Source organism: Pseudonocardia sp. 73-21 (assembly GCF_001899645.1).
Lineage (GTDB): Bacteria > Actinomycetota > Actinomycetes > Mycobacteriales > Pseudonocardiaceae > Pseudonocardia.
Map to the genome: position 1 here is coordinate 1 of NZ_MKVV01000106.1, position 23,525 is coordinate 23,525.

Genomic DNA, 23,525 nt, shown 5'->3' on the forward strand with positions numbered 1-23,525 from the left:
CGCCGCACAGACGGCCTTGAGGGACCCTGACCGTCCCCAAGACTGCATACAGCGCTAATTCAGGAGCCTCCTAGGCCCGACGACGGGCGCCGCGGACGGTGCTGATGAGCCGGGCCGCGGGCAGCGCGAGCCCGGCGCCTACCGCGGAACCGTCGCTGATGCTGCTCGACGAGCCCACCGCCAGCCTCGACGACCGCGACGAGCAGGCGTTGAAGGACGCGATCGACGTGGCCGCGGCCGCGGAACGGACCCTGCTGATCATGGCGCACCGCCTGCCCACGGTGGTGGACACCGACCAGATCGTCGTGCTCGACGAGGGCCGCGTGGTGGCCATCGACGAGGGCCGCGTGGTGGCCACCGGCACCCACGCGCAGCTGCTCCCGCACAGCCCGCTCCACGCGGAGCCGGCCCGCTCCCGGCCGCTCGTCCGACCGCGGGTCACAGGTCCGCCTCGCGGTCGAGGCCGGCGTCGGCGGGTCCGCTGTCCTCGGGCTCGCTGGTGTGCACGTCCTCGGGCGCGACGTGGCGGTCGAGCGGGCTGAGCAGCGAGCGGATCCCGGAGTTGAGCACCGCCAGCAGCGGCACCGCGAGCAGCGCACCAGCGATGCCGCCGACGAGCAGCCCGGTGGCCACGGCCAGCACCACCGCGAGCGGGTGCAGCTTGACCGCCCGCCCCAGCAGCAGCGGCTGCAGGATGTGGCTTTCCAGCTGCATCACCGCGATCACGATGGCCAGCACGATCAGCGCCGACACGAAGCCCTGCGACACCAGGGCGACGAGCACGGCGACCCCGCCGGCCACCACCGCCCCGATGATCGGGACGAACGCGCCCAGCAGCACCAGCGCCGCGAGCGGCAGGGCGAGCGGCACGCCGAGCAGCCCCACGCCGAGCCCGATCGCCACCGCGTCGACGACGGCGACCGCCCCGGTGGCGCGGGTGTAGCTCACCAGTGCGGCCAGCCCGCGCCGGCCGGCCACGTCGACCCGCGCCCGCGCCGTACGAGGGGCGACCTTCGTCAGGAACGTCCAGATCTGGGAGCCGCCGTACAGGAAGAAGATCAGCGTGAAGATCATCAGCAGGACCTCGGTGAACAGCTCGCCGATCGTCGCCGCCGTGGTGAGCGCACTCGTCGCGATCGACGCCTGGTTGGCGTTCACGGCCGCGAGCAGCTGCTGCGGGATGTCGCCGAGCTGCTGCGGGCTCAGCCGGAGCGGTCCGTCGGTGAGCCAGCGCGTCATCTCCCCGACGCTCGTGGCCAGCTGGGCCCCCAGCTGGGGTGCCCCGCTCACGAACGTCATCACGACGAACGTCAGGAGCCCGCCGAGCACGGCGAGCCCGCCGACCACCACGAGCGCCGTGGCCACGCCGCGCGGCACCCGCCGCACGACCAACGCGTGGACCAGCGGGTCGAGCAGCGCGGCGAGCAGCAGGGCGATGGCCACCGGCACCACGATCGGCGACAGGTACGCCACCACTGTGCCCAGCACGAACAGGGCGGCCGCCACCACGAGCAACCGCCAGCCGATGGCGGCGGCGATCCGCAGCGGCCGCGGTACCAGGGTGGGCGTGGGCGTGAGGATGGGGGTGGGGGCCGCCACCATGCGCCGGGGCGTCGGCGCATGGACGTGCCCGTCCGGAGCCTCTCTCGTCTGTCCGTCCGGCACGTCGGGCTCCCGTCTCCGGGGCGCGTGGCCCCACCTGGAGACATCGGGTACCCGGTCCCGGCCCGGGTACCCGGTTCACCGACCGAATTGCTCCGAATGCCGAGGTCGCAGCGCGCGACCCTCCGCCAGCAGGACGACCCCGAACACCGCGGCCGCGGCGACGACCGCGGTCGGCAGCTGGTAGACGTGGAAGCCGAAGTCGGACCCCGACGGCACGGTCACCACCGCGAGCACCGCCGACGCCGCGAGCGCGGTGCGCCGGAAGCGGGGCAGGGCGGCCGTCGCCGCCATCGGCACCACCGCCCACAGCAGGTACCACGGCTGCAGCGACGGGCCCAGCACCACCACGGCGGCCGTGCCGGCGGCGAGGCCGGCCAGCGGGTCGAGCCGCCCGCGCAGTGCGGCCAGGAGCAGCCGGATGCAGATCACGGCCGCCGCGGCCCCGCCGACGAGCTGGCTCACCCCCAGCACCGACGCGGTGTGGTCGCCGAGCCCGGCGAGGACGCCGAACCCGCCCGCGAGCAGGCCGAGGTCGGTCATCGGCGACATCCAGCTCAGGGCGAGCCCGGGCACGTAGAGGGCACCGAGCCACGCCCACCCGACCCCCGCGATGTCCGACAGCACCGTGTCGACCACCACCGTGACGGCCAGGAGCACCACCGCGACCTTCGCGACGTCGGGGAGCCGGCCGCCCCGGCCCTGCGCCCACGCGATCCCGAGGAACCCGAGGGCGAGCAACGCCGGCAGCTTGACCGCCGACGCGCAGACGACCACCGCGGCCCCGGCCAGGAGGTGCGGGTCGAGCAACCGGTTCCCTGCCCGCAGCCCGATCTCCACCCCCACGAGCAGCAGCCCCAGCATCAGGGCGTCGTTGTGGGCGCCGCTCACGACGTGGAACAGCATCAGCGGGTTGGCCGCACCCAGCCAGAGCGCCCGGTCGGCGGCCACGCCGAAGCGTCGCGCCAGCCGGGGCAGCGCCCACGCGACCGCGGCGAGTCCGGCCAGCGCGACCGCGCGGTGGGCGAGCACGCCGAGCACCACGTCGTCACCGCTGAGGCGGGAGATGCCGTGGGCCAGCATGAGGAACAGCGGCCCGTACGGGGACGGGGTGTCGCGCCACAGGGTCGGGATGCTGCGCACCAGCGGGTCGTCGACGCCGAGCCCGGCCGCGGGGCTCACGACCGACGGGTTCAGCCCCCGGCTCAGGAGAGCCCCCTGCGCGAGGTAGCTGTAGACGTCCCGGGAGAACAGCGGCGGAGCCAGGGCCAGCGGCGCCGCCCACGTCACGGCGGTGCGCACCAGCCCGGACCCCGGCCGCGTGTGCGGGTCGCGGGGCATCAGCGCGACCCGCACCCACGCGAGCACGAGCAGCCCCATGCCGGCGTAGGTGAGCGCGATCGCCAGCGTGTCGTTGCGGGCGGGCAGACCCAGTACCCGCACCCCGAACAGCGGGTTCGGCACGGGCAGCGCACCGGCGCCCAGTGAGCCGACGGCCATCAGCAGCGCCCCGGTGAGCCCGAGGCGCCGTGCGGCGGCGAGGTCCCCGACGAAGCCGAGGACGACGGCCGGACGGCGTACCAGGTCCCGGGGAACGGGGCCGTGCCTGCGCTGGTCCACGCCCCTCCATCGGTCCATCCGGCGGCACCCCGCGGGATCGCGGCCCGGCTGATCATTGGACCACGTCGTGATGACAGGTACCCGTTCCACCCTCCGTCAACCGCCCGCAGGTACGGCGACGCGGGGACCGGCGGCGCACACTGCCACGATGACGACCGACCCCGGCCCCGCCTACCCGCCGATCGACCCGGACGAGCCCGTCCCCGACGATCCCGCCGAGCTCTCCCCGGACACCCCCGACACGCTCCCGCCGGCGCCGGCCGAACCGGCGCCCGACGGCCCCGGCAGCCCGGACAGCCCGGACGACCCGGACGACCCGGACGGCCCCGAGCCGGTACTCGCCGTCCCCTGACCGCCCGGACGACCCGGCCGCGGCGCCCCCGGACCGGGCGGGGGCGGCACGGCGAGTAGCGTCACGACACCGTCGGTGTCGATCGAGTCCCGTCGTGGTCGCATGCGGCCGTGAGCATGTCGAGAGACGGGACCACCCGCACGATGAGCACAGGCCGCCGTGGCTGAGCTGGGCACGGTCACCCGGGCCCTGCTGGGCATGGTCCGCGACGGGGACGACGAGCGCGCGCTGGCGGGGCGCATCTGCCGGGCCTGCGTGGACGGGCTGGACGTGGACGGCGCGGCGATCTCGCTGTTCACCGCGCACGACTCCCGCCAGACCCTGTGGGCCACCGACGCGGTGGCCGAACTGCTGGAGGAGCTCCAGTTCGCCCTCGGGCAGGGAGCGTGCATGGAGGCCGCCACCACCGGGCGCCCCGTCCTGGTCGCGGACGTGCACCGCCCCGCCGACACGGTCCGGTGGCCGATCTTCGCCGCGGCCGTCGTCGACCAGACGCCGGTGCGCGCCCTCTTCGCCCTGCCGCTGCAGTGGGGTGCGGTCAACCTCGGCGTGCTCGACCTCTACCGGGCCACCCCCGGCGGTCTCAGCGACCCCCAGTGGCGCGACGCACGGGGCGCCGTCGACACGGCGGCGCTGATGATCCTCGGCCTGCGCACCGACCCCGACGCGGGCGTCGACGGCGCAGGCGGGTGGCTCGACCACACGACCGGCCACCGGGCCGAGATCCACCAGGCCACCGGGATGGTGCTGGCCCAGCTGGGCATCGGCCCGACCGACGCCCTCGCCCGCCTGCGCGGCCACGCCTTCGCCCACCAGCGGCCGCTCATCGACGTGGCGCGCGACGTCGTGGCCCGACGCATGGTGTTCACCGAGGACATGATCTAGACCGATGGACCAGCGACCGGAAGGGAGGTCCGGCATGAGCGGGCCCGCACGTGAGCACCGGGTCGGACAGGCGTTCGTCGCGCTGGCCGACACCCTCGTCGACGACTACGACATCATCGACCTGCTGGACCAGCTCGTCGGCCACTGCGTGGACCTGCTGGACGCCGACGCCGCCGGGCTGCTGCTCGCCGACGGAGGCGGACAGCTGCGGCTGGTCGCCGCGTCCAGCGAGGACGCCCAGACGACGGAGCTGCTGCAGCTCCAGGCGGACGAGGGACCGTGCCTGGAGTCCTACCGCACCGTCGGACAGGTCCGGGTGCCCGATCTCGCCGAGATGTCGGCCCGCTGGCCGGTCTTCGCGGCCGCCGTGCAGCGCGCGGGCGCCTTCCGGTCGGTGCACGCCATCCCGCTGCGCCTGCGCGGCCAGGCCATCGGTGCCCTCAACCTGTTCCACGGCGTTCCCGGCGCGCTCCCGGAAGCCGACCTCGCCCTGGGCCAGGCCCTCGCCGACGTGGCCACGATCGGGATCCTGTCGGAGCGGGCCGTCCGCCGCGGCGAGGTGCTCACCGAGCAGCTGCAGACCGCTCTGAACAGCCGGGTCGTCGTCGAGCAGGCCAAGGGGGTCATCGCGCAGCGCCTGGGGCTGCCGATGGACGCCGCGTTCGACCGGTTGCGCCGCTTCGCGCGCGCCCGCAACCTGCGCCTGGCCGAGGTGGCCCGGCGGGTTGTCGCCGGCGAGCTCGACCCCGCGGGGCTGGGCAGCCGGGGCTCCCGGTCCCCGCAGTAGCCGCACGGGGCCGCGGGGTGGGCCCGGGGTGGGCCGCGGTGGCCACCGCGCACGCTCCGTGGACCATGATGGGCGCAACGGCCAACGGCCGTGACAGGGAGCGGGGCGGCGTGGCGGGGCATCGGACCGGGGTGGAGGCCCCCCAGCGGGTGACCGCCGTCCACGCGACCAGGCTCCTCGAGTCCGGTCCCGAGGAGGCGTTCAACCGGCTCACCCGGCTCGCATCCACGATGCTCGGCACCCCGATGGTCGCGCTGACCGTCGTCGACGACGTCCGGTCGTTCCTGAAGGGCGCCCCCGATCCGGCGCTGCTCACCGGCCCGGACGGCACCTTCGAGGTGCCGGTCGAGGAATCCGCCTGCCAGGTCGTGATCGACACCGGTGAGATCGTCTGCGCCCCGGACGTCCGCCAGGACCCGCGGCTGCGCGACCTCCCGCAGATCCACGTCTTCGGCGCGGTGTCCTGGTTGGGGGTTCCCGTCCTGGGCCCGGACGGGCTGGTGCTGGGCAACCTCTGCGCCATGGACAGCGTGGTGCGGGACTGGACGGAGCTGCACCTGGAGACCCTGCGCACCCTGGCCCTCGCCGCGAGCGGGGAGATCGCCCTGCGGCTCGCCCTGCGGGCGGCCGACCGGCACGCGGTCGAGGCGGCCGAGCTCGCCGCGACGCTGCAGGAGAGCCTGATCCCGAGCCGTCCGCCCCGCCTGACCGGCGCCGTGATCGGCGCGCGGTTCCAGCCGGGCGGCTCCGGCGTCGAGGTCATGGGCGACTTCTACGACGTGGTCCCGGTCCTCGGCGGCTTCGGCGTCGTCATCGGGGACGTCTGCGGCAAGGGCGCCGCCGCGGCGCGCACCACCGCCATGGCGCGCTCGGCCGTCCGCACCGCCGCCCACTCCGAGACCGACCCGGCGAAGGTCCTCGCCACCCTCAACGAGGTGCTGCACGTCTGGTTCGACGGCCGGATCAGCTTCGTCACCGCCCTCTACGCCACGTTCACCCGGCCCGCGGACGTGCCGGCCGGTTCCTGGCGGGTGACGCTGGCCAGTGGCGGGCACCCTCCGGCGTTCGTCCGCCGCGCCGACGGCCGGGTGGAGCAGCTGGCCGGGGGCGGCCGGGTGCTGGGCATCGCCGCCGAGTCGGTGGTCGGATGCCAGAGCGTCGTCCTGGGCGCGGGTGACAGCCTCGTGCTCCACACCGACGGCATCACCGAGGCGCACGGCATCGGGGCCGTCGAGCAGCTCGACGACACCGGCGTGACCGACGCCCTCACCCGGTGCGCCCCCGGCGCGGACGCCGACACGCTCGCCGCCGCGCTCGTCGACGCGGCCAACCACCAGACCGGCCCCACCCCGACCGACGACATCGGGGTCGTGGTGGTCCGCATCGACCCGTCGGCCCGCCCCGCCGGCTGAGCCCGGTCGTCCGGCGCGGTCCGGCGCGCCTGGGGGTTCGTCAGAAGTCGAGCACTCCCCGTGTCAGCCAGGTCGTCGTCGTCCGCCGGCGAATCTCAGGTCCATTCGGCGCACCCGAGGTCGCATTCACCGTAGAAGCGACCTCCGACCGCCGTCAGGACAACCCGTCACGTTCCCGTGTCGCGGAGGAACCCGTTCACGTCGGGACAGGTGTGGAACAGCCCGAGCACGCCGGTCACCTGCAGCGGACGTTCGACGACGCGGCACCCCGGCGGCACGAGCAGGTGCAGCCGGGTGGGGCCGTCCCGGGTAACGTCGAGGGCGGCGACCAGGGCCTGGATCCCACTCGAGCCCATGAACGTCACACCGGCCAGGTCCAGCACGAGATGGGCCGGCCCGAGACGGGCGGCGGCCCGGATGCGACCGGTCAGGTGGGGGGCGGTGAGCATGTCCAGATCGCCCTCCACGGTCAGCATCAGCACACCCGGACGCAACCACTCCGCCGCATCGGCGTCTCCGGAAACCTCGATCGGGAGTTCCACAGAATCCGCTCACTTTCACGACGATCGGAACTGGCGGTGGCTGTGGTCTCAACCGACGGCCGACCGTAGCGGGAATAGCCGGGGACAGCGACACCGGCACGCCTTTCCGCGGCTGCGGTCACGCGCAGGAACCATTCCCTTCCGGAGAGCACAGGCCAGGATGGGCGTCCGGCAGAATGCGCGCGGTGCCGACCACAGCCCGTCGCCACCTGCCCGATCGGGTGAAGACCCCACCTTCCGATAACGGGCCGACACCGCGGACCGATGGGCTAGTGATCGCACTCCCGATACCTACGCCCCTACGCCCCCTACGCCGAGGAGGTCGTCTCGTGTCCGATGCCGTGAGCGGCATGGCGGAGCCGGACCAGCTGTTGGACGTCGCCGTGGACGATCTGGGCATCGTCCGGCTCACCTGGGTGCGCGGCCTGCGGATCACCGAGGAGCTGGCGAACCACGCGATGACGCTCGTCGACCGGGTCAACGGGAGTCACGAGCGTCCGCTCCTGGTCGACATGACCGGAACCGCGGCGCTGACCCGACCGGCCCGGGTGACGTTCACGCGGAGGTGCTCGGCGTCGAGGATCGCGCTGCTCGGCCAGTCCCCGGTGGACCGGGTGATCGCCAACTTCGCCCTCGGCGTGAGCTCCGTGCCCGTGCCCACCCGGTTCTTCACCTCGGAGCCCTCGGCGGTCGCCTGGTTGCGCCATGACGACACGGGCGCCTGAGCCGGGCGACGACCGGCTCAGCCAGCTCGTGGAGCTGGTGGTCGAGCTGGCGTCGGGCGACCGGGGGGCGCGGATGCAGCCGTCACCGGCCTCGGACGAGATCGACGCCGTGATCGTGGGCATCAACATGATGGCCGAGGAGCTCCAGGCGCTCGACGCCGATCTGGAGGCCCGGGTCACCGAGCGGACCCTGCAGCTCGAGCAGGCCCAGCTCCAGCTCGAGCGGCTCGCGCTCTACGACCCCCTCACCGGGCTGGCCAACCGGACCCTGCTGGCGGACCGCATCGGCCAGGCCATGGCGCGCGCCGACCGCGGCGCCGCACCGCCCGCCGTGCTGCTCCTGGACCTCGACGGGTTCAAGGCGGTCAACGACAGCTTCGGCCACGCCGTCGGCGACCTGCTGCTAATGGAGGTCGCCTCCCGGCTCCGGGCGGTGGTGCGGGAGAGCGACACCGTCGCGCGCCTCGGTGGCGACGAGTTCGCGCTGGTCGTCATCGACGCCACGAACGACCAGGTCCTCGAGATGGCCGAACGCATCCGCACCGCGCTGCAGGCGCCGGCCCAGCTCGGCGACCAGGTCTGCTGGGTGAGCGCGAGCATCGGGGTGTGCTTCGCGGTGCGGGGCCAGCAGGCCGACGCGCTGCTGCGGGACGCGGACACCGCGATGTACGAGGCCAAGGGCACCACCCGCGGAGCGGTCCAGATCTACGAGACCAGGATGCACACCGCCGCCCTGTCGCGGGTCCGCCTCGCCGACCAGCTCCGCGGCGCGATCGCCGGCGGGCAGCTGCGGGTGCACTACCAGTCGATCGTCGACCTGCAGGACGGACGCACGTCCGGGGTGGAGGTGCTGGTCCGCTGGCAGCACCCGACGCGCGGGCTGCTGCTGCCGGCCGAGTTCATCGGCGTGGCCGAGGACACGGGCATGATCGCGGCGCTCGACCGGTGGGTCCTCGACACCGCGCTGGCCCAGCTGGCCGGCTGGCGCGCGACGGTGCTGGGCGACAGCGCGTTCACGATGCACCTCAACATCTCGCCCATCGAGCTCCGCTCGCCGCGGTTCGCCGACGAGGTGCTGGGATCCCTCGCCCACCACGGGATCAGCCCGGCCGACCTCGTCCTGGAGGTCACCGAGACCCAGATGACCGGTGACGACGCCCAGACGCTGCAGGCGCTCGAGACGCTGCGCCGCGCCGGGATCGCCGTGGCGATCGACGACTTCGGCACCGGCTACTCCTCCATCGGCTACGTGCGCCAGAAGTTCCTCGACCTCGTCAAGATCGACCGCGCGCTGGTCACCGGCCTGGACACCGACCCCCAGCAGCACAGGGTCGCGGCGGCGATCCTCGCGATCGTCGACGCCTTCGGGCTGGACGCGGTGGCCGAGGGCGTCGAGACCGCCGCCCAGGCCGAGGAGCTGCGCGGACTCGGCTGCCGGTTCGGCCAGGGCATCTACTGGTGCGCGCCCATGTCCGCCGCCCCGATGACCATGCACCTGACGGCGGCCGCGCACGCTACGAAGCGGGCAGCATCCTGAGGGACTGGTCGAACTGCTCCCCCAGCCGGTCGAAGACCATCGTGATGACGCCGACCGCGGCATCGCGCTCCGCGCCGGTCACCGGTAGCCGGGTGAACTGCACGGCATCCGCCTCCGGGTCGGGATCGAGCTCCGGGTGGGCGAGCCCGTGACGGTCCGCGAGGTAGTCCAACCGGACGCCGTCGCGGCGCTCCACCTCCCGCGCGAGCAGGCCGCCGTGCCGGAAGAACGCCTCCCCGCTGCCCTGCAGCGCCTCCACCAGCCAGTACCGGACCACGGGACTGCGCTGGCGGAAGGCGGCGTCGAGGAACGCGGCCGCGGTCTCGCGCTGCAGGTCGGTCTGCCGGCCGTGGCCGAGGAACCGCAGGGTCTCGCCGGCCGTCCAGCCCAGCCGCGCGTCCAGGTCCAGCGCGGCCGCGTCGCGGGCGAACAGCCGGTGGTGCGACGCCAGCAGCCGCACCCTCCGGTTGAGCGCCCGCTCCTGCGCGGTGGCGGGGTGCGGGAACGGCAGCGCGTAGGTCATGAGGTCGGCGTAGCCCATGATGTCCGGGATCCACAGCGGCAGGAACGCCGCCAGCCGGTCGGCCGGGTCTCCCCCGCCGCCGGAGATCCACGCCGGGAACGGGTGCGCGCGGGCCCGGCCCATCCGCTCACGCAGCAGCTCCGCCATCGGCCGGTGGGCCGCCGACGGGGGTGCGCCGACGACCGGCCCGGGAACCCCCTCGCCCCTCGCGACCTCGACCGCGCGCAGTGCCGCCGCCGGGCTCGGCACGCCGGTCGTGCGCCGCGCGTAGGCGAGGAGGTGGCCGTTCTTCACCGTGAACATGTCGAACACCTCGTGCACCAGCCGCAGCGCCTCGGCGCGCTGCTCCGCCGTGAGCACCGCGGTGTGGAAGAGGTCGTCGGCGTCGATGAGGGCTCCGGTCTCGCGGGCGAGGTGGTAGGGCCCGAAGTACCGCAGCGCGGCACCCGTCCGCGCCGACAGCTGCGCCGCCAGCGGCGCGGTGTGGCCGAAGAACACGTGACCGCAGGTCTCGATCGCCTCCATGACGCCGAAGCGGACGAGCGGGTCCGGCGTCTCCACGCACATCTGGACGAGCCGCGTCGCGTACCGCCGGAACACCTCCGTCTCCGGTGCGGCGTAGTACCAGGCCACGGTGTCCTCGACGCCCCAGCCGAGCAGGCCGTCCAGCCCCAGCTCGGCCCAGTCGTCGAGGAAGAGCGCCGAGTGCGTCTCGTCCTCGAGGGTGTGGTGGTTGATGGCCCGCTCGTACTCCGTCCGGGGCTCGGGGTAACGCAGGAACCAGCGGTTCAGGTCCCGGAAGCCGAGGATGAAGTTGGCGAACAGCGGCGCGAAGACGAACCGCTGCTCCAGCGGCACCGCGTCGCTCTCCATCCACGCGTACAGCGGATGGCGGTCGATGACCGCGCGCCGCGCGGCGATGGCCGCGAGCACCTCCTCCACGTCAGGCCACGCGTCCGGGCCGGAGCCGACCAGGTCTGATCCTCAGCGTTCTGAGCTCCTTCCCCAACGGCCGGAACACCGTCCAGTCGGGCACGGGATCCGCGGGGGCCATGTCCGGCAGGCGGGTCAGCATCGTCCGGAAGAACACGTCGCCCTCCAGCCGCGCCAGCGCCTGGCCCATGCAGCTGTAGGGGCCCACGGTGAAGCCGACGTGCTTGTGCGCGTCGGGCCGCCGCACCAGGAACTCGTCGGGATCGGTGAACACCGCCGGGTCCCGGTTCGCGGCGACGAGGGCCAGCATGACCGTGTCGCCCTCCGGGATCACCTGCCCGCGCAGCGGCACGTCCTCCAGCACCATCCGGCGGATCGTGGACACCGGCCCGTGGAAGCGCATCATCTCGTCGAACGCCGCCGGGAGGCCGGCCGGCCCGCCGTCGACCAGCAGCCGGTGCTGGTCGGGGTGGTCGAACAGCAGCTGGATGCCGTTGGCCAGCAGGTTGGCCGTGGTGTGGTAGCCGACGACGGTGAACATGATCCCCTGCGCCACCACGTCGTCGTCGTCGTAGGGCAGCGGGGTGCCCGGACCCGCCATCACGGCGAACAGGCCGGAGCCCGCACCCCGCCGGGCGGCCGCGACGTAGGGGGCGAGGAAGGCGCCCATCTCCAGCATGCCCTGCTGGGAGCGCCGGAGCTGCTCGAGCTCGGCCATCTCCAGCAGCTGCGAGATCCCGTTGGAGGCGCGGAGCATCAGGTCCATGTCGATCTCCGCGGCGGGGATGCCGAGCAGCCGGCACACCACCGACATCGCGAGCGGGTGGGCGATGTCGTTGACCACGTCGACGGGCCCGGTACCGGCGAGCGCGGTGGTGAGCAGGTCGTCCATGATCGCCCGGATCGCCGGCTGCTGGTCGAGTACCCGGCGCGGGGTGAAGTGCTTCTTCATCACCCGCAGGAACGTCGCGTGCGCGGCGGGATCGTCACGCCCGCCCCACTGCATGAAGATCCGGCGGAGCGGGGCCAGCTCGCGGCGGACCGCGGCCGGGAGCACGTCGACCTTCTTGTGCTCCTCGACGGCGTGGAAGCGGGGATCCCGCAGCGCCGCGCCGACGTCGTCGTAGCGGGTGAGCATCCACGAGCCCAGCTCGGGGCAGTAGTGGACCGGAGCCCGGTCCCGCATCTCGTGCAGGACCGGATGGGGATGCCGGTAGAGATCGGGATCGCGGAGGTCGAACACGGGGTCGGCGAGGTCTGACGACATGGACGGAGGTCCCCTTCCGGTGGCCGATCACACTGAATGTAAGCAAATGACTACGGAGAGACCACCCGGTCCACCCGGATGCACGCGTCCGGACGATGGTCATCACCCGAGAGGCCCCCCGGACACGGGGTGACCGACCGCCCGGATGACGGACGACCGGCTCGTCCCGGGCACGTAGCGTCCCGGGGCGGGGGGGGGCGCGCCATGCGATGGACCAGGGCAGTGCTTCTCCTGCACGTCATCCGTCTGGCGCGGCGGGCCCCGCGCGACGTGTCCACGCGCTGGGACCGCTACTGGGCCGACATCCGGGACACCGGCGACCATGGGGACGTCCTGTGGGACGCGAGCACCTCCGACGAGGCGCAGCGCTACCTGGACCTGCTGGCCGAGTACGCCGACCCGACCCTCCCGGTGGTCGACGTCGGCTGCGGCAACGGCCGCTTCACCCGCCGGATCGCCACCCGCTTCGACCACACCGTCGGGGTGGACCTCTCGCCCCACGCCGTCGCCCGTGCCGTGCGGGAGACCCCGCCGGGACCTCGTCGGGTCGAGTACCGCAACGCCGACATGACCGAGCCCGGCGCCGGAGCCCGGCTGGCCGCCGAGCTGGGCGCGTGCACGGTGTTCGTCCGGGGCGTGCTGCACGTCATGCCGGCGCCCCAGCGGCGGGCCCTGGCCGCGAACCTGCGGGATCTCGTCGGCGCCCGCGGCACCCTGCTCCTCGCCGAGACCAACCATCCGGGCCCGCTCCTGGGCTACCTGGAGAACCTCGGTGCGGGCCCGCGCGGCCTCCCCCCACCGCTCGCTCGCGCCATCGCCGCCGGACTGCCCCGCCCGCGGCCGTGCGGCGACGCGGAGATCGACGACGCGTTCCCGCCCACGGACTGGGTCCGGGTCTTCACCGACGCGGACGCCCGGATCGCCACCGTCCTGCAGCCCGGCGGCGGCACCGGGACGATCGCCGGGCACGTCGCCGTGCTGCGTCCGCACGGCGACGGACCCCGGTAGCGGCTCCGGTCACCGGTGGGGCAGCTCCACCGTCACGCACAGGCCGAGGCCGGCCCCGGCGTGACCCGCGCGGACGCGTTCCGTACCCCGCCGGAACGGCTCGGCCGGCGTCGACACCACGTGGGGCGCGCCGTCCCGCGTCAGGCCGCCGCGATGCCGGCGAGCCTCAGGTAGGCGTCGCCGATCCGCCGGGCGAGCGTCGCGAGCTGCCGCGGGTCGTCCGCGACGACCTCCGCCGCCCGGGCGACGATGCCGGTCACGGCACGGGAGAGGTCGGCCGGTGGCAGGGCGGGATCGGCGAGCCCCTCCGCCGTCAACCGCTCGACGAACCGGGTGTTGCGCCGCTCGGCACGGGCGAGGATCTCGTCGCGCAGCGTCCGCACGCCCGGGTCGGCGAGGGCCTGGTGGGCGATCACCGTCAGCATCCCGTGGTGGCGGGCCCACGCGGCGAGGTAGCCGGCCACCGCCTCACGAGCCGTGCGCTCGGGGGAGCTGGTGTCGGCCCGTTCCTGCAGCTCCAGGAACTCACGGCGCACCCGGTCGGCGACGGCGCGGAAGACGTCGTCCTTGGAGGCGAAGTACGCGTAGACGGTCGGGCGGGTCACCCCGGCCTCGGCGGCGAGGACGGCGATCGTGGTGCCGTCGTAGCCGTGTGCGCAGAAGGCCGCCTCGGCGACGTCGAGCAGCCGGTCGCGCTTGTCCTCCGCGCTCAGCGTCCGGCCGCCTAAACTTGACACTGATGTAAAGTAGCACGCATGGCGCTTCCACCGGTCGATCGACGGACCCTGCGCGCGGCGTACGACCGCGCCCTCGCCGAGGAGCCCGACGAGCTCGCCCAGCTCGACCGCACCACGCGCTACACCACCGCGGAGAGCCACGACCGCTCGCTGCGGATCGCCGGTGGGTTCGGCGCGCTCGGCGTCGCGCGGCAGGAGCCGGTGGCGGCGTTGCTGGACAACTCGCTCGACGCCGCGCACGTCTGGTCCGGCCTCGGGCTCGGCGGGATGGTCGAGGTGCCCGTCAACACCGCCTACAAGGGGTCGTTCCTTGCCCACGTGCTCAACGACTCGGCGGCCTCGACGCTCGTGGTCGACGACGCCTACGTGGAGCGCGTCGCGCGCATCGCCGGCGACCTCACCGCGCTGCGGACGCTGGTGGTGCGCGGCGACCCGGCGGCGGCCGACGGGATGGGAGATCGACCGGGCCTGCGCGTCGTCGCGTTCGACGAGCTGACGACGGCCGCCCCGGCCCCGGTGGCGCCGGTCGACGCGGGCGAGCTGATGGCCTACATGTACACGTCCGGCACGACGGGGCTGTCGAAGGGCGTGCTGATCACCCACGCCCACGCCTACACCTACGGCTCGCGGGAGGACCAGGAGCGACCGCGGCGCGGCGACCGACTGCTGGTCACGCTGCCGATGTTCCACCTCACCGGCCTCTGGTACGGCATCTACCAGGGGATCATCCACCGCTGCCCGGTGGTGCTGGAGCCCGCGTTCTCGGTCAGCGGTTTCTGGCCGACGATCCGCGAGCACGGCATCACCGTCACCGTCATGCTCGGGGCGATGGCCGAGCTGCTGCAGCAGGTCGCCCCCTCGCCCGACGACGGGGACAACCCGCTCGAGCTCGCGGTGATGGCCCCGCTGGCCAGTGACGTCGCCCGGTTCCGGGAGCGGTTCGGCATCGACCTGGCCGCCGTCTACGGGATGAGCGAGATCGGCGCCGTGATGAACGGGCCGCCGGAGACCGTGGTCGGCGGGGAGTGCGGGTTCGCGCGCGAGGGCTACGAGCTGCGGCTCGTCGACGGGGCGGGGGCGGACGTGGCGACCGGCACCGTCGGCGAACTGTGGGTGCGGCCCGAGGACCCGCGGCTGGTGATGCGCGGCTACCACGGGCAGCCGGAGAAGACGGCCGAGGTGCTGGTCGACGGCTGGGTGCACACCGGCGACGCCTTCCGCCGCGACGCCGAGGGCCGCTTCTTCTTCTCCGACCGCATGAAGGACGCGCTGCGCCGCCGAGGCGAGAACGTCTCCAGCTTCGAGGTGGAGCGCGTGATCAACGAGCACCCCGACGTCTACGAGAGCGCGGTGGTCGCCGTGCCGTCGGCGCTGACCGAGGACGACATCAAGGCCGTCGTGGTGCCGCGGGAGGGCGCCGCGATCGACCCGCGGGAGCTCATCGGGTTCCTGATCGACCGGCTGCCCTACTTCATGGTGCCGCGCTACCTGGACGTCGCCGCCGAGCTGCCGAAGACGCCCACCCAGAAGGTGCACAAGCACGTGCTGCGCGACTCCGGGCCCACGGGCTGGGACCGCGAGGCGGCCGGCATCGTGGTCCGCCGGGGCACGCGGTGAAGCTGCTGGTGGCCAACCGCGGGGAGATCGCGGTGCGCATCCTCGACACCGCCGCGGTGCTGGGGATCCCGACCGTCGCCGTGCATCCCGACGACGACGACGCCTGCCTGCACGTCACGCGCGCCGACGAGGCCGTCCGGCTGCCCGGCACCGGCGCGGCGGCCTACCTCGACGTCGCCGAGGTCGTGGGGGCGGCGGTCAGGACCGGCTGCGACGCGCTGCACCCCGGCTACGGGTTCCTCTCGGAGAACCCGGCGCTCGCCGAGGCCTGCGCCGAGCACAGCATCACGTTCGTCGGCCCGTCGGCGGACGCGCTCCGGCTGTTCGGGGACAAGTCCGCGGCCCGCGCGCGGGCCGCGGAGGTGAACATCCCCGTGCTGCACGGCACCGACGGCCCCACGGACCCGGCCACCGCGCGCGCGTTCATGGCGGAACACGGCCCGGTCATGGTGAAGGCCCTCGCCGGTGGGGGTGGGCGCGGCATGCGCCCGGTGACCAGCCCCGACGCGCTCGACGACGCGCTGCGCGCCTGCACGTCCGAGGCGCTGGCCGCGTTCGGCGACGGCGCGGTGTACGTGGAGCGGTACCTGCCCGGGGCCCGGCACGTCGAGGTGCAGGTCGTCGGCGACGGCGAGCGCACGGTGGCGCTGGGCGACCGCGACTGCAGCGCGCAGCGACGCCGCCAGAAGCTCGTGGAGATCGCCCCGGCGCCCGACCTCCCCGACCGCGCCCGCCTGCACGACATGGCCGTGCGGCTGGTCGGGGCGTACTCGGGGCTCGCCACCGTCGAGTTCCTGGTGGCCGGTGCCGACGTCGCGTTCCTGGAGGTCAACCCGCGGATCCAGGTGGAGCACACCGTCACCGAGGAGGTCACGGGCCTGGACCTGGTGGAGATCGCCCTGCGCGTCGCGGGCGGCGGACCGCTCGGGATCGACGGGCCGCCCGTGAGCACCGGAACGGCCGTGCAGGTGCGGGTCAACACCGAGACCGTCGACGCCGACGGCACGGTCGTGCCCCAGGCCGGCACGCTCACCCGCTTCGCCCCGCCGACGGGCCGGGGCGTCCGCGTCGACACCCACGGCTACGCCGGCTACGCGATCAGCCCGCGCTACGACCCGTTGCTGGCCAAGGTGATCACGACGGGCCCCGACCTCGCGACGGCGGCGAGACGGGCCGGCCGGGCCCTGACCGACCTCGTGGTCGAGGGCGTCGCGACCAACACCGGCCTCCTGCAAGCGCTGCTGGCGCGACCGGAGCTGGGCGGACTGGACACCGGCTTCGTCGACGCGCACCTCGCCGAGTTGGGAGGGCCCCCGCCACGTCGGGAAAGCCACGTTCAGGTCACCCGGCGACAGCACAGTGGCTTTGCTGGCACAGCCGGGGGCGCCCCCGAACCCGCCGCCGGGGAAGCCGTGGCCGTACCCAGCCCGCAGCACGCCGTCGTCGTCGCCGTCCCCGTCGCGGTGGGCGACATCGTCGCCGCGGGCACCGAGCTGGTCGTCGTCGAGGCCATGAAGATGCAGCACGCCGTGCGCAGCGGGCACGCCGGGGTCGTCGCGGCGCTGCCCGTCGCCGTCGGGGAGTCGGTGGCGCCCGGCACTCCCCTGGTGTGGCTGCGCGACTCCGCGGCGGCGCGGGAGCTGGCGCCCGAGGACACGGCCCCCGATCCCGACCACATCCGGGCCGATCTCGCCGAGACCGTCGAGCGCCACCGCGTCGGCCTCGACGAGGCCCGCCCCGAGGTGGTGGAGCGCGCCCACGCCAGGGGCCGCCGCACCATCCGCGAGAACCTCGCCGACCTGCTCGACCCCGGCAGCCTGGTGGAGTACGGCGCGTTGACGATCGCCGCGCAGCGCAGCCGGCGCAGCGTCGAGGACCTCATCGCCCGCACCCCCGCGGACGGGCTCGTCACCGGCACCGGCACCGTCGGGGGGCAGCCGGTGGCGGTGCTGGCCTACGACTACTCGGTGCTGGCGGGCACGCAGGGCATCCACAACCACCGGAAGACCGACCGGCTCTACACGCTCGCCCTCCGCGAGAAGCTGCCCCTCGTCGTGTTCGCCGAGGGCGGCGGCGGGCGCCCCGGCGACACCGACACCTCGGCCGTCGCCCAGCTCGACGTGCCGTCGTTCCGGCTCGCCGCGCAGCTGGGCGGCACCGTCCCGACGATCGCCGTGGTCTCGGGCTTCTGCTTCGCGGGCAACGCCGCGCTCGCGGGCGCCTGCGACACGATCATCGCGACCGAGGGCAGCAGCCTGGGCATGGGCGGCCCGGCCATGATCGAGGGCGGCGGGCTCGGCGTGGTCGCACCCGGTGACGTCGGCCCGATGGACGTGCAGTGGGCCAACGGCGTGGTCGACGTCCTGGTGGCCGACGACGCCGCCGCGGTCGACGCGACGCGGCGCCACCTCGCGTTCTTCGCCGGGGCGACCGGCACCCGCGAGCACGCCGACCAGCGCCTCCTGCGCCATCTCGTGCCGGAGGACCGGCTGCGCTCCTACGCCGTGCGGCCGGTGATCGAGACGCTCGTCGACACCGGCTCGGTGCTGGAGCTGCGCGCCGGGTTCGGCGCCGGGATCGTCACGGCGCTGGCCCGGCTCGACGGGCGACCCGTCGCGGTCCTCGCCAACAACCCGGAGCACCTGGGCGGGGCGATCGACGGTGACGCCGCCGACAAGGCCACCCGCTTCCTGCAGCTCTGCGAGTCCTGGGGGCTCCCGGTCGTCTCGCTGTGCGACACACCGGGGTTCATGGTCGGGCCCGACGCCGAGCGCACCGCCACCGTCCGCCGGTTCGGCGCGATGTTCCTCGCGGGCGCCCGGCTGACGGTGCCGCTGGTCACCGTCGTGCTGCGCAAGGGCTACGGGCTGGGCGCCATGGCGATGGCCGGCGGCGACCTCAAGGCCCCGGCGCTCACGGTCGCCTGGCCGTCGGGCGAGTTCGGCGGCATGGGCCTGGAGGGGGCCGTCCGGCTGGGCTACCGCAAGGAGCTCGACGCGATCGCGGACCCGGACGCGCGGCGTGCCCGCTACGACGAGCTCATCGCGAGCTACTACGAGCGGGGCAAGGCCCTCAGCGTCGCGTCGGTGTTCGAGGTCGACGACGTGATCGACCCGGCCGACACCCGCTCGGTGCTCCGGCGGGTGCTGGGCCGGCGGGACGGCCGGCCGACGGTCCCACCGGTGAGGAACTCGCGCGGCGTGGACGGGGAGAGGACGGCCGCGTGGGACCGTTCACCCGATTGACGCGGTGGCCGACGCCCCGGATCCTCCGGTGCGGTCCGCGGGAACCCGTTCGTGAGCACCGAGGACCTCGACGCGACGCCCGAGAGGCTCGCCCGCGCCGTCGGGTGACGACCCGGCTGGCATCCGCCGACGGGGCGAGACGGGCCCCGCGGCACCGGTAGGATCCCTGGGGTGACAGCAGCGCTGAGGCTGTGTCTGCTCGGCCCGCTCACCGTGGAGGGCGCGCTGCGGGCGCCGCTGCCGCAGGGGAAGGCCCGGCGGGTGCTCGTGGTGCTCGCCGAGCGCCGCGGTGAGTTCGTCACCGTGCACGCCCTCATCGACGCGCTGTGGGAGGGCGAGCCCCCCGAGCGCGCCGACCGCAACGTCGCCGCGCTGGTCAGCAGGTTGCGGCGGGCGCTGGGCCGCGACCTCATCGACGGTTCGCCGGTCGGGTACCGCCTCGACCCCGGGGTGGATGTCGACCTGCACGAGGCGATCGAGCTGGTCCAGACCGCCGAGTTCGAGCTGGCCCACGGACATCCGGCGCTCGCCTCCACCAGTGGCGAGCAGGCGGCCAAGCTCCTGGACGCCGACATCGCACTGGCCGACGAGCGGGACGGCGAGTGGGTGCGGGCGCTGCGCGAACGCGTGCGGATCCTGCTCCGCCGCGCCCGGATCGTGTGGAGCGCCGCCGCGCTGGAGCTGGGTGCGAACGACACGGCCGTGCAGGTCGGGTCCGCCGCCCTGCAGCACGACCCCTTCGACGAGGACGCCTGCCGCACGGTGATGCTCGCCCACCACCGGGCCGGACGCCCCGGCGCCGCGCTGCTGGCCTACCGTGCGCTGCACGAGACGCTCGTCGAACACCTGGGCATCGATCCCTCGCCCGCCACGCAGGCCCTGCACCTCGCGGTGCTCCGCTCCGAGCAGACGGACGGGCCCGGCCCGGCCGCGCCGGCCGGGCATCCGATCGGGCGGGTGGTGGGCCGCGACGCCGAGCTCGCCCGGCTGCGGCAGGTGTGGGCAGGCGCCGCAGCGGGCACGCCGGCGCTGACGGTGGTCACAGGCGAGGCGGGCATCGGCAAGAGCGCGCTGGTCGAGGCGTTCGTCGACGAGCCGCGGCGGACCGGTGCCATGGTCGTGCGGGTGACGTGCTTCGAGGCCGAGCGGTCGCTCTACCTGCAGCCGCTCGTCGAGGCCGTGCGCTCCGTCGTGCAACGGACCGCCGCCCCGGAGGTGCGCGAGCTCACCGCGGCGCGGCTCGGCACCCTCACCGAGCTGCTCCCCGAGCTGGCCGACGTGGTCGGCCCGGTCGCCTACGAGCGCGCCGGCCCGGAGGTGGAGCACCGCCGCAGCCTCGACGCCGTGGCCGAGTTCGTGGCGCGGGCCGGCGCCCAGCGGCCGCTGCTGCTGGTCGTGGAGGACATGCAGCATGCCGGGCAGTCCACCGTGGAGGCCCTGCACGTCATCACCGGGCACTGGGCGGGCAGCCGGTGCATGGTCGTGCTCACCGAACGCACGTCCGAGGACGACGCCGTCACCGCCCCGCTGCGCGACGCCGGGTCGCTGATCGAGCTCGGTCCGCTCTCGCCCGCCGACGTGGCGACGCTCGTCGAACGCTCCGGGCTGGCGTACGACCCGCAGCGGATCTGGTCGTGGACGGGTGGCTCGCCGCTGTTCCTCACCGAGGTGCTCGGCCATCCCGTCCGCGGCTCCGACCCGGCCACTCCGGCCATCCCGCACTCCCTGCACGACGCCGTCGCCGCGCGCATCTCCCACGCGGGGCAGGCGGTGACCCGGTTGCTCTCCCAGGGGGCCGTGCTCGGCACCACGTTCTCGCTCGACGACGTGGCGGTGCTGAGCGGCGTCGACGTCGAGGACGGCGCCGCCCAGGCGGAACGGGCGATCCGGGCCGGGCTGCTGCTGGCGCAGGGCGACAGCTTCCGGTTCGCCAACGACATCGTGCGCCAGGTCGCCTACGAGTCCGTCGCGGAGCCCGTCCGGGTCAGCAGGCACCGGCGAGCCGCCCGGCTCTTCGAGGACCGCCCGGAGGCCGCGGCCCAGCACCTCGCGGCGGCCGGGGACCCGCGGGGGGCCGCCACCGCCTGGCTCGCCGCGGCCGACGCCGCGCACCTCTCGTTCGCCCACACCGACGCGGAGCGCCTGCTCGACCTCGCGCTGGAACAGGCCGTCCTGGGCGGCGACGGCCCGCAGACCGTCTCGGCTTACCTCCGCCGCGGCCAGGTGCGGTGCGACCTCGGCCGGCACGCGTGCGCCCGTGAGGACCACGAGCGCGCGCTCGCCCTGGCGCGCGAGCTCGGTGACCTGACGCTGGAGGCGAGCGCGCTCGAACAGCTCGGCTGGACGGCGTTGTACGCACGCGACGCGCTCGTCGCGGTGGACCTCGCCGAACAGGCCACCCACCTGGCCGAGTCCGCGGCCGCCGCCCCGGGGGCCCTGCCCAGCGCCACCCTGCTGCTCGGGCGGGTCCGGCACTGGGACGGCGACTACGCGGGTGCCGAGGCGGCCTACGACCGGGTACTGGCGGCCGGTCCGGCCGACACCACCACCGCGCTCGCGCTGGCCTACCGCGGCGCCCTGCTGCAGCACCAGGACCGCTTCGCGGAGGCCCAGAGCGTGCTGGCCCGGGCCACCGTGCTCTGCCGCCGCACCGGCGAGTTCCGGCCCCTGCTGCAGACCCTGTTCTTCACCGCACTCGCGCGCGGGGACACCGGTGACTTCGCCGGGGCGCTGCGCTCGCTCGACAACGCCCGCCGGCTCGTGGACGCCGAGAACCTCGGCTTCTACCGCGCCGGCATCGAGACCACCACGTCGTGGATGTGGCAGGAGCTGGGGCAGGTCGGGCGCGCGCGCGAGCACGCCGTCCGGGCCGTGGAGCTGGCCCATCGCGGCGGCGGCGCGCTGGAGCTGGAGCAGGAGCTCCACGCCCTGCTCGCGGTGGCCGACTGCGATCTCATGCTCGGGCGCCCCGACGACGCGGCCGTCGCCGTCGAGACGGCCGGCCCCATGCTGGAGCGGTCGCTGCCGTTCCGGCCGCGAGCGGCCATGCGGTTCCTGGAGATGCGCGCCCGCTGGGACGCCTCCCACGCCGAGCGCCTGCTGGTCGAGGCGCGGCGGTACTCCTCACCCAAGTACGAGGCGCTCGCGATGGCCCATCTCGGCCGGCCGCAGGAGGCGGCCAGGCTGGCGACGACGACGCGGTCGGACCTGCTCGTCGCCCAGCTCGGGGAGCCCGCGCAGCGCAGCGCGGCGCGGGACCGGATCGCGGGCGCGCTGCCGTCCGAGCTGCGCCCGGCGTTCACCGCGTCGGGTCGCCTGAGCATCCCCGTCCCCCGGACGCGGTGAGGCGCCCGGATCGGGGACCTGCTCAGACCGGGGACCTGCTCAGCCCTCCACGTCCCCACGGACGCGGTGGAACTCCGCCAGCCACGCCGCGCGGTCGGTGAACGACCGGCCCGACGGGGTCGTACCGCCCGACGGGATCACGTCGACGCGGAACGGCTCGGACGACCACGCGTCCACGGTGGCCCTCAGCTCGGTGCCGGACGGCAGGTGCAGGTGGGTGCAGCCGGCCGGGCCGCCCGCCTCGCCGCCGGTGAGGTCCTCGATCCGCTCGGGGCCCTGCAGCACCGCCCAGTGCGACCCGGACTCCCGGGCCCGGGCCACGGCGGCGGCGCGGTCCCGGCGCACCTGGCCGGCGATCAGGTCACGTTCCCGCATCCCGCAGGCCACGGCCACCAGCAGCTCACCGGGCGCCCCGCCGGGTACCCGGATCCGGAGCTCGTCCAGCAGGTGCTCCGGCGCGTTCATCGCCGCGACCAGGTCGTCGAGACCCGCCCCGCGCCGCCCGAGCTCGGCCGCGACCGCGCCGATCACCTCCACCGCCCCGGCGTAGGCGGACGGGTCGGTGATCAGGGCGGGGAACAGCGACTCGCCCGCCGACCGCCATCGTCTCCTGGCCCCGGCCACCTCCGGCGACGCCACGGGTGTGTCCATGCCGGTACCTCCCTCGTCCATACTCAGTCGACCTGTCCGATCCGTACCGCGGCCCGCCGAGGAGAAGCGATGCCCAGCTCCGTCCGGCCGGAGCCGGTTCCCGATCCGGGCACCGCCGGCGCCTGGGAGGGCGTCGTGGAGTCCATCGGCCCGAAGGTGCACGCCCTGCGGCGCGAGCGCGGCATGACGCTGCAGCAGCTCGCCCACCTCGCCGACGTGTCCACGGCGGCCGTGCACAAGGTGGAGCGCGGTGACATGGTCCCCACCATCACCACGCTGCTCAAGATCGCCGGAGCGCTCGACGCGCCCATCCGCCACTTCGTCGAGGACGCCGAACCGGGGCCGGGTGCGGTCCACACCCGTTTCGCCGGAGCGACCGCGGGCGGGCCCGTGCCCGTCACCGGCAGCGGCGACGCGTTCCGGACGAGCGGCACCGCCACCCGGGTGGCCCCCGGTGACGAGCGGGCCGGGCTGCGACGGCCGGGCGAGACGCTGCTCGTGGTCCTGTCCGGCCGGATCGACGTGGAGATCGGCGGCGAGCCGTACGCCGTCACCGCGGGCGAGGCGCTGCACTTCCGCACCGACCTCGACCACAGCAGCGCCAACCGCGGCGACGAGCCCGCCGAGGTGGTGTGGGTGACCGTCACCGACGACTGACCGGTCGACGACGACCGTCG

General features: G+C 74.5%; 19 protein-coding genes. 11 read left to right on the forward strand and 8 right to left on the reverse strand.

Annotation, left to right across the window (positions count from 1 at the left end):
• Window positions 1-70: 70 nt before the first annotated feature.
• From BGP03_RS33745 to mptB, 3 genes are all read right to left on the reverse strand, one after another.
• Window positions 71-442 (reverse strand): hypothetical protein, encoded by a 372-nt coding sequence (locus BGP03_RS33745; protein WP_298795252.1) that lies wholly within the window; start codon window positions 440-442, stop codon window positions 71-73.
• The gene (locus tag BGP03_RS33750; RefSeq protein WP_298795255.1) at window positions 439-1,602 is read right to left on the reverse strand and encodes an AI-2E family transporter; all 1,164 of its coding nucleotides are present in this window, start codon (window positions 1,600-1,602) and stop codon (window positions 439-441) included. Before BGP03_RS33750 ends, BGP03_RS33745 begins: the two co-directional genes overlap by 4 nt.
• Window positions 1,603-1,740: 138 nt before the next feature.
• Window positions 1,741-3,300: a polyprenol phosphomannose-dependent alpha 1,6 mannosyltransferase MptB gene (gene mptB / locus BGP03_RS33755; RefSeq protein ID WP_298795258.1), complete on the reverse strand. Its 1,560-nt coding sequence runs from the start codon at window positions 3,298-3,300 to the stop codon at window positions 1,741-1,743.
• Window positions 3,301-3,430: 130 nt separating this feature from the next.
• Here mptB and BGP03_RS33760 point away from each other — a divergent pair, with 130 nt between their 5' ends.
• The 4 genes from BGP03_RS33760 (at window position 3,431) to BGP03_RS33775 (ending at window position 6,718) form a co-directional block, all read left to right on the forward strand.
• The gene (locus BGP03_RS33760) at window positions 3,431-3,634 is read left to right on the forward strand and encodes a hypothetical protein (RefSeq protein WP_298795260.1); all 204 of its coding nucleotides are present in this window, start codon (window positions 3,431-3,433) and stop codon (window positions 3,632-3,634) included.
• Window positions 3,635-3,793: 159 nt separating this feature from the next.
• On the forward strand, window positions 3,794-4,519 hold the full coding sequence (locus BGP03_RS33765) for a GAF and ANTAR domain-containing protein (RefSeq protein ID WP_296372032.1): 726 nt from the start codon (window positions 3,794-3,796) through the stop codon (window positions 4,517-4,519).
• A gap of 34 nt (window positions 4,520-4,553) precedes the next feature.
• Window positions 4,554-5,306, forward strand: coding sequence for a GAF and ANTAR domain-containing protein (locus BGP03_RS33770; RefSeq protein ID WP_298795262.1), 753 nt, complete (start codon window positions 4,554-4,556; stop codon window positions 5,304-5,306).
• A 110-nt stretch (window positions 5,307-5,416) separates the two neighbouring features.
• Window positions 5,417-6,718 carry a GAF domain-containing SpoIIE family protein phosphatase gene (locus BGP03_RS33775; RefSeq protein ID WP_298795264.1) on the forward strand — a complete coding sequence of 434 codons (1,302 nt, stop codon included), beginning with the start codon at window positions 5,417-5,419 and terminating at the stop codon, window positions 6,716-6,718.
• 167 nt (window positions 6,719-6,885) lie between these two features.
• Here the strand turns inward: BGP03_RS33775 and BGP03_RS33780 are convergent, their stop codons facing one another.
• Window positions 6,886-7,260, reverse strand: a complete 375-nt coding sequence (locus BGP03_RS33780; RefSeq protein ID WP_363094997.1) for an STAS domain-containing protein — start codon at window positions 7,258-7,260, stop codon at window positions 6,886-6,888.
• Window positions 7,261-7,589: 329 nt separating this feature from the next.
• Between BGP03_RS33780 and BGP03_RS33785 the strand changes: the two genes are divergently transcribed.
• Window positions 7,590-7,985, forward strand: coding sequence for a hypothetical protein (locus tag BGP03_RS33785; RefSeq protein ID WP_296372040.1), 396 nt, complete (start codon window positions 7,590-7,592; stop codon window positions 7,983-7,985).
• Window positions 7,966-9,522, forward strand: a complete 1,557-nt coding sequence (locus BGP03_RS33790; RefSeq protein ID WP_298795266.1) for an EAL domain-containing protein — start codon at window positions 7,966-7,968, stop codon at window positions 9,520-9,522. The genes BGP03_RS33785 and BGP03_RS33790 overlap by 20 nt, the downstream gene beginning before the upstream one ends.
• Here BGP03_RS33790 and BGP03_RS33795 read toward each other — a convergent pair.
• Entirely contained in the window at window positions 9,500-10,987 is a 1,488-nt protein-coding gene (locus BGP03_RS33795; protein WP_296372045.1) for a hypothetical protein, read from the reverse strand. The genes BGP03_RS33790 and BGP03_RS33795 overlap by 23 nt on opposite strands.
• Window position 10,988: 1 nt before the next feature.
• The gene (locus tag BGP03_RS33800) at window positions 10,989-12,245 is read right to left on the reverse strand and encodes a cytochrome P450 (protein WP_296372047.1); all 1,257 of its coding nucleotides are present in this window, start codon (window positions 12,243-12,245) and stop codon (window positions 10,989-10,991) included.
• Window positions 12,246-12,467: 222 nt separating this feature from the next.
• Here BGP03_RS33800 and BGP03_RS33805 point away from each other — a divergent pair, with 222 nt between their 5' ends.
• Window positions 12,468-13,253, forward strand: a complete 786-nt coding sequence (locus BGP03_RS33805; RefSeq protein WP_296372048.1) for a class I SAM-dependent methyltransferase — start codon at window positions 12,468-12,470, stop codon at window positions 13,251-13,253.
• Window positions 13,254-13,393: 140 nt separating this feature from the next.
• Here BGP03_RS33805 and BGP03_RS33810 read toward each other — a convergent pair whose 3' ends face one another.
• Window positions 13,394-13,990 carry a TetR/AcrR family transcriptional regulator gene (locus BGP03_RS33810; protein ID WP_298795269.1) on the reverse strand — a complete coding sequence of 199 codons (597 nt, stop codon included), beginning with the start codon at window positions 13,988-13,990 and terminating at the stop codon, window positions 13,394-13,396.
• Window positions 13,991-14,008: 18 nt separating this feature from the next.
• On the opposite strand from BGP03_RS33810, the gene BGP03_RS33815 reads away from it, so the two are divergent.
• The 3 genes from BGP03_RS33815 (at window position 14,009) to BGP03_RS33825 (ending at window position 22,197) form a co-directional block, all read left to right on the forward strand.
• Window positions 14,009-15,607 carry an AMP-binding protein gene (locus BGP03_RS33815; protein WP_296372052.1) on the forward strand — a complete coding sequence of 533 codons (1,599 nt, stop codon included), beginning with the start codon at window positions 14,009-14,011 and terminating at the stop codon, window positions 15,605-15,607.
• Window positions 15,604-18,852: a carboxyl transferase domain-containing protein gene (locus BGP03_RS33820; RefSeq protein WP_298795271.1), complete on the forward strand. Its 3,249-nt coding sequence runs from the start codon at window positions 15,604-15,606 to the stop codon at window positions 18,850-18,852. The genes BGP03_RS33815 and BGP03_RS33820 overlap by 4 nt, the downstream gene beginning before the upstream one ends.
• 171 nt (window positions 18,853-19,023) lie before the next feature.
• Window positions 19,024-22,197 (forward strand): AAA family ATPase, encoded by a 3,174-nt coding sequence (locus BGP03_RS33825; protein WP_298795274.1) that lies wholly within the window; start codon window positions 19,024-19,026, stop codon window positions 22,195-22,197.
• Window positions 22,198-22,236: 39 nt separating this feature from the next.
• Here BGP03_RS33825 and BGP03_RS33830 read toward each other — a convergent pair whose 3' ends face one another.
• Window positions 22,237-22,848, reverse strand: coding sequence for a hypothetical protein (locus BGP03_RS33830; RefSeq protein WP_296372058.1), 612 nt, complete (start codon window positions 22,846-22,848; stop codon window positions 22,237-22,239).
• A 69-nt stretch (window positions 22,849-22,917) separates the two neighbouring features.
• On the opposite strand from BGP03_RS33830, the gene BGP03_RS33835 reads away from it, so the two are divergent.
• The gene (locus tag BGP03_RS33835) at window positions 22,918-23,505 is read left to right on the forward strand and encodes an XRE family transcriptional regulator (RefSeq protein ID WP_296372060.1); all 588 of its coding nucleotides are present in this window, start codon (window positions 22,918-22,920) and stop codon (window positions 23,503-23,505) included.
• The last annotated feature ends 20 nt before the right edge of the window (window positions 23,506-23,525 follow it).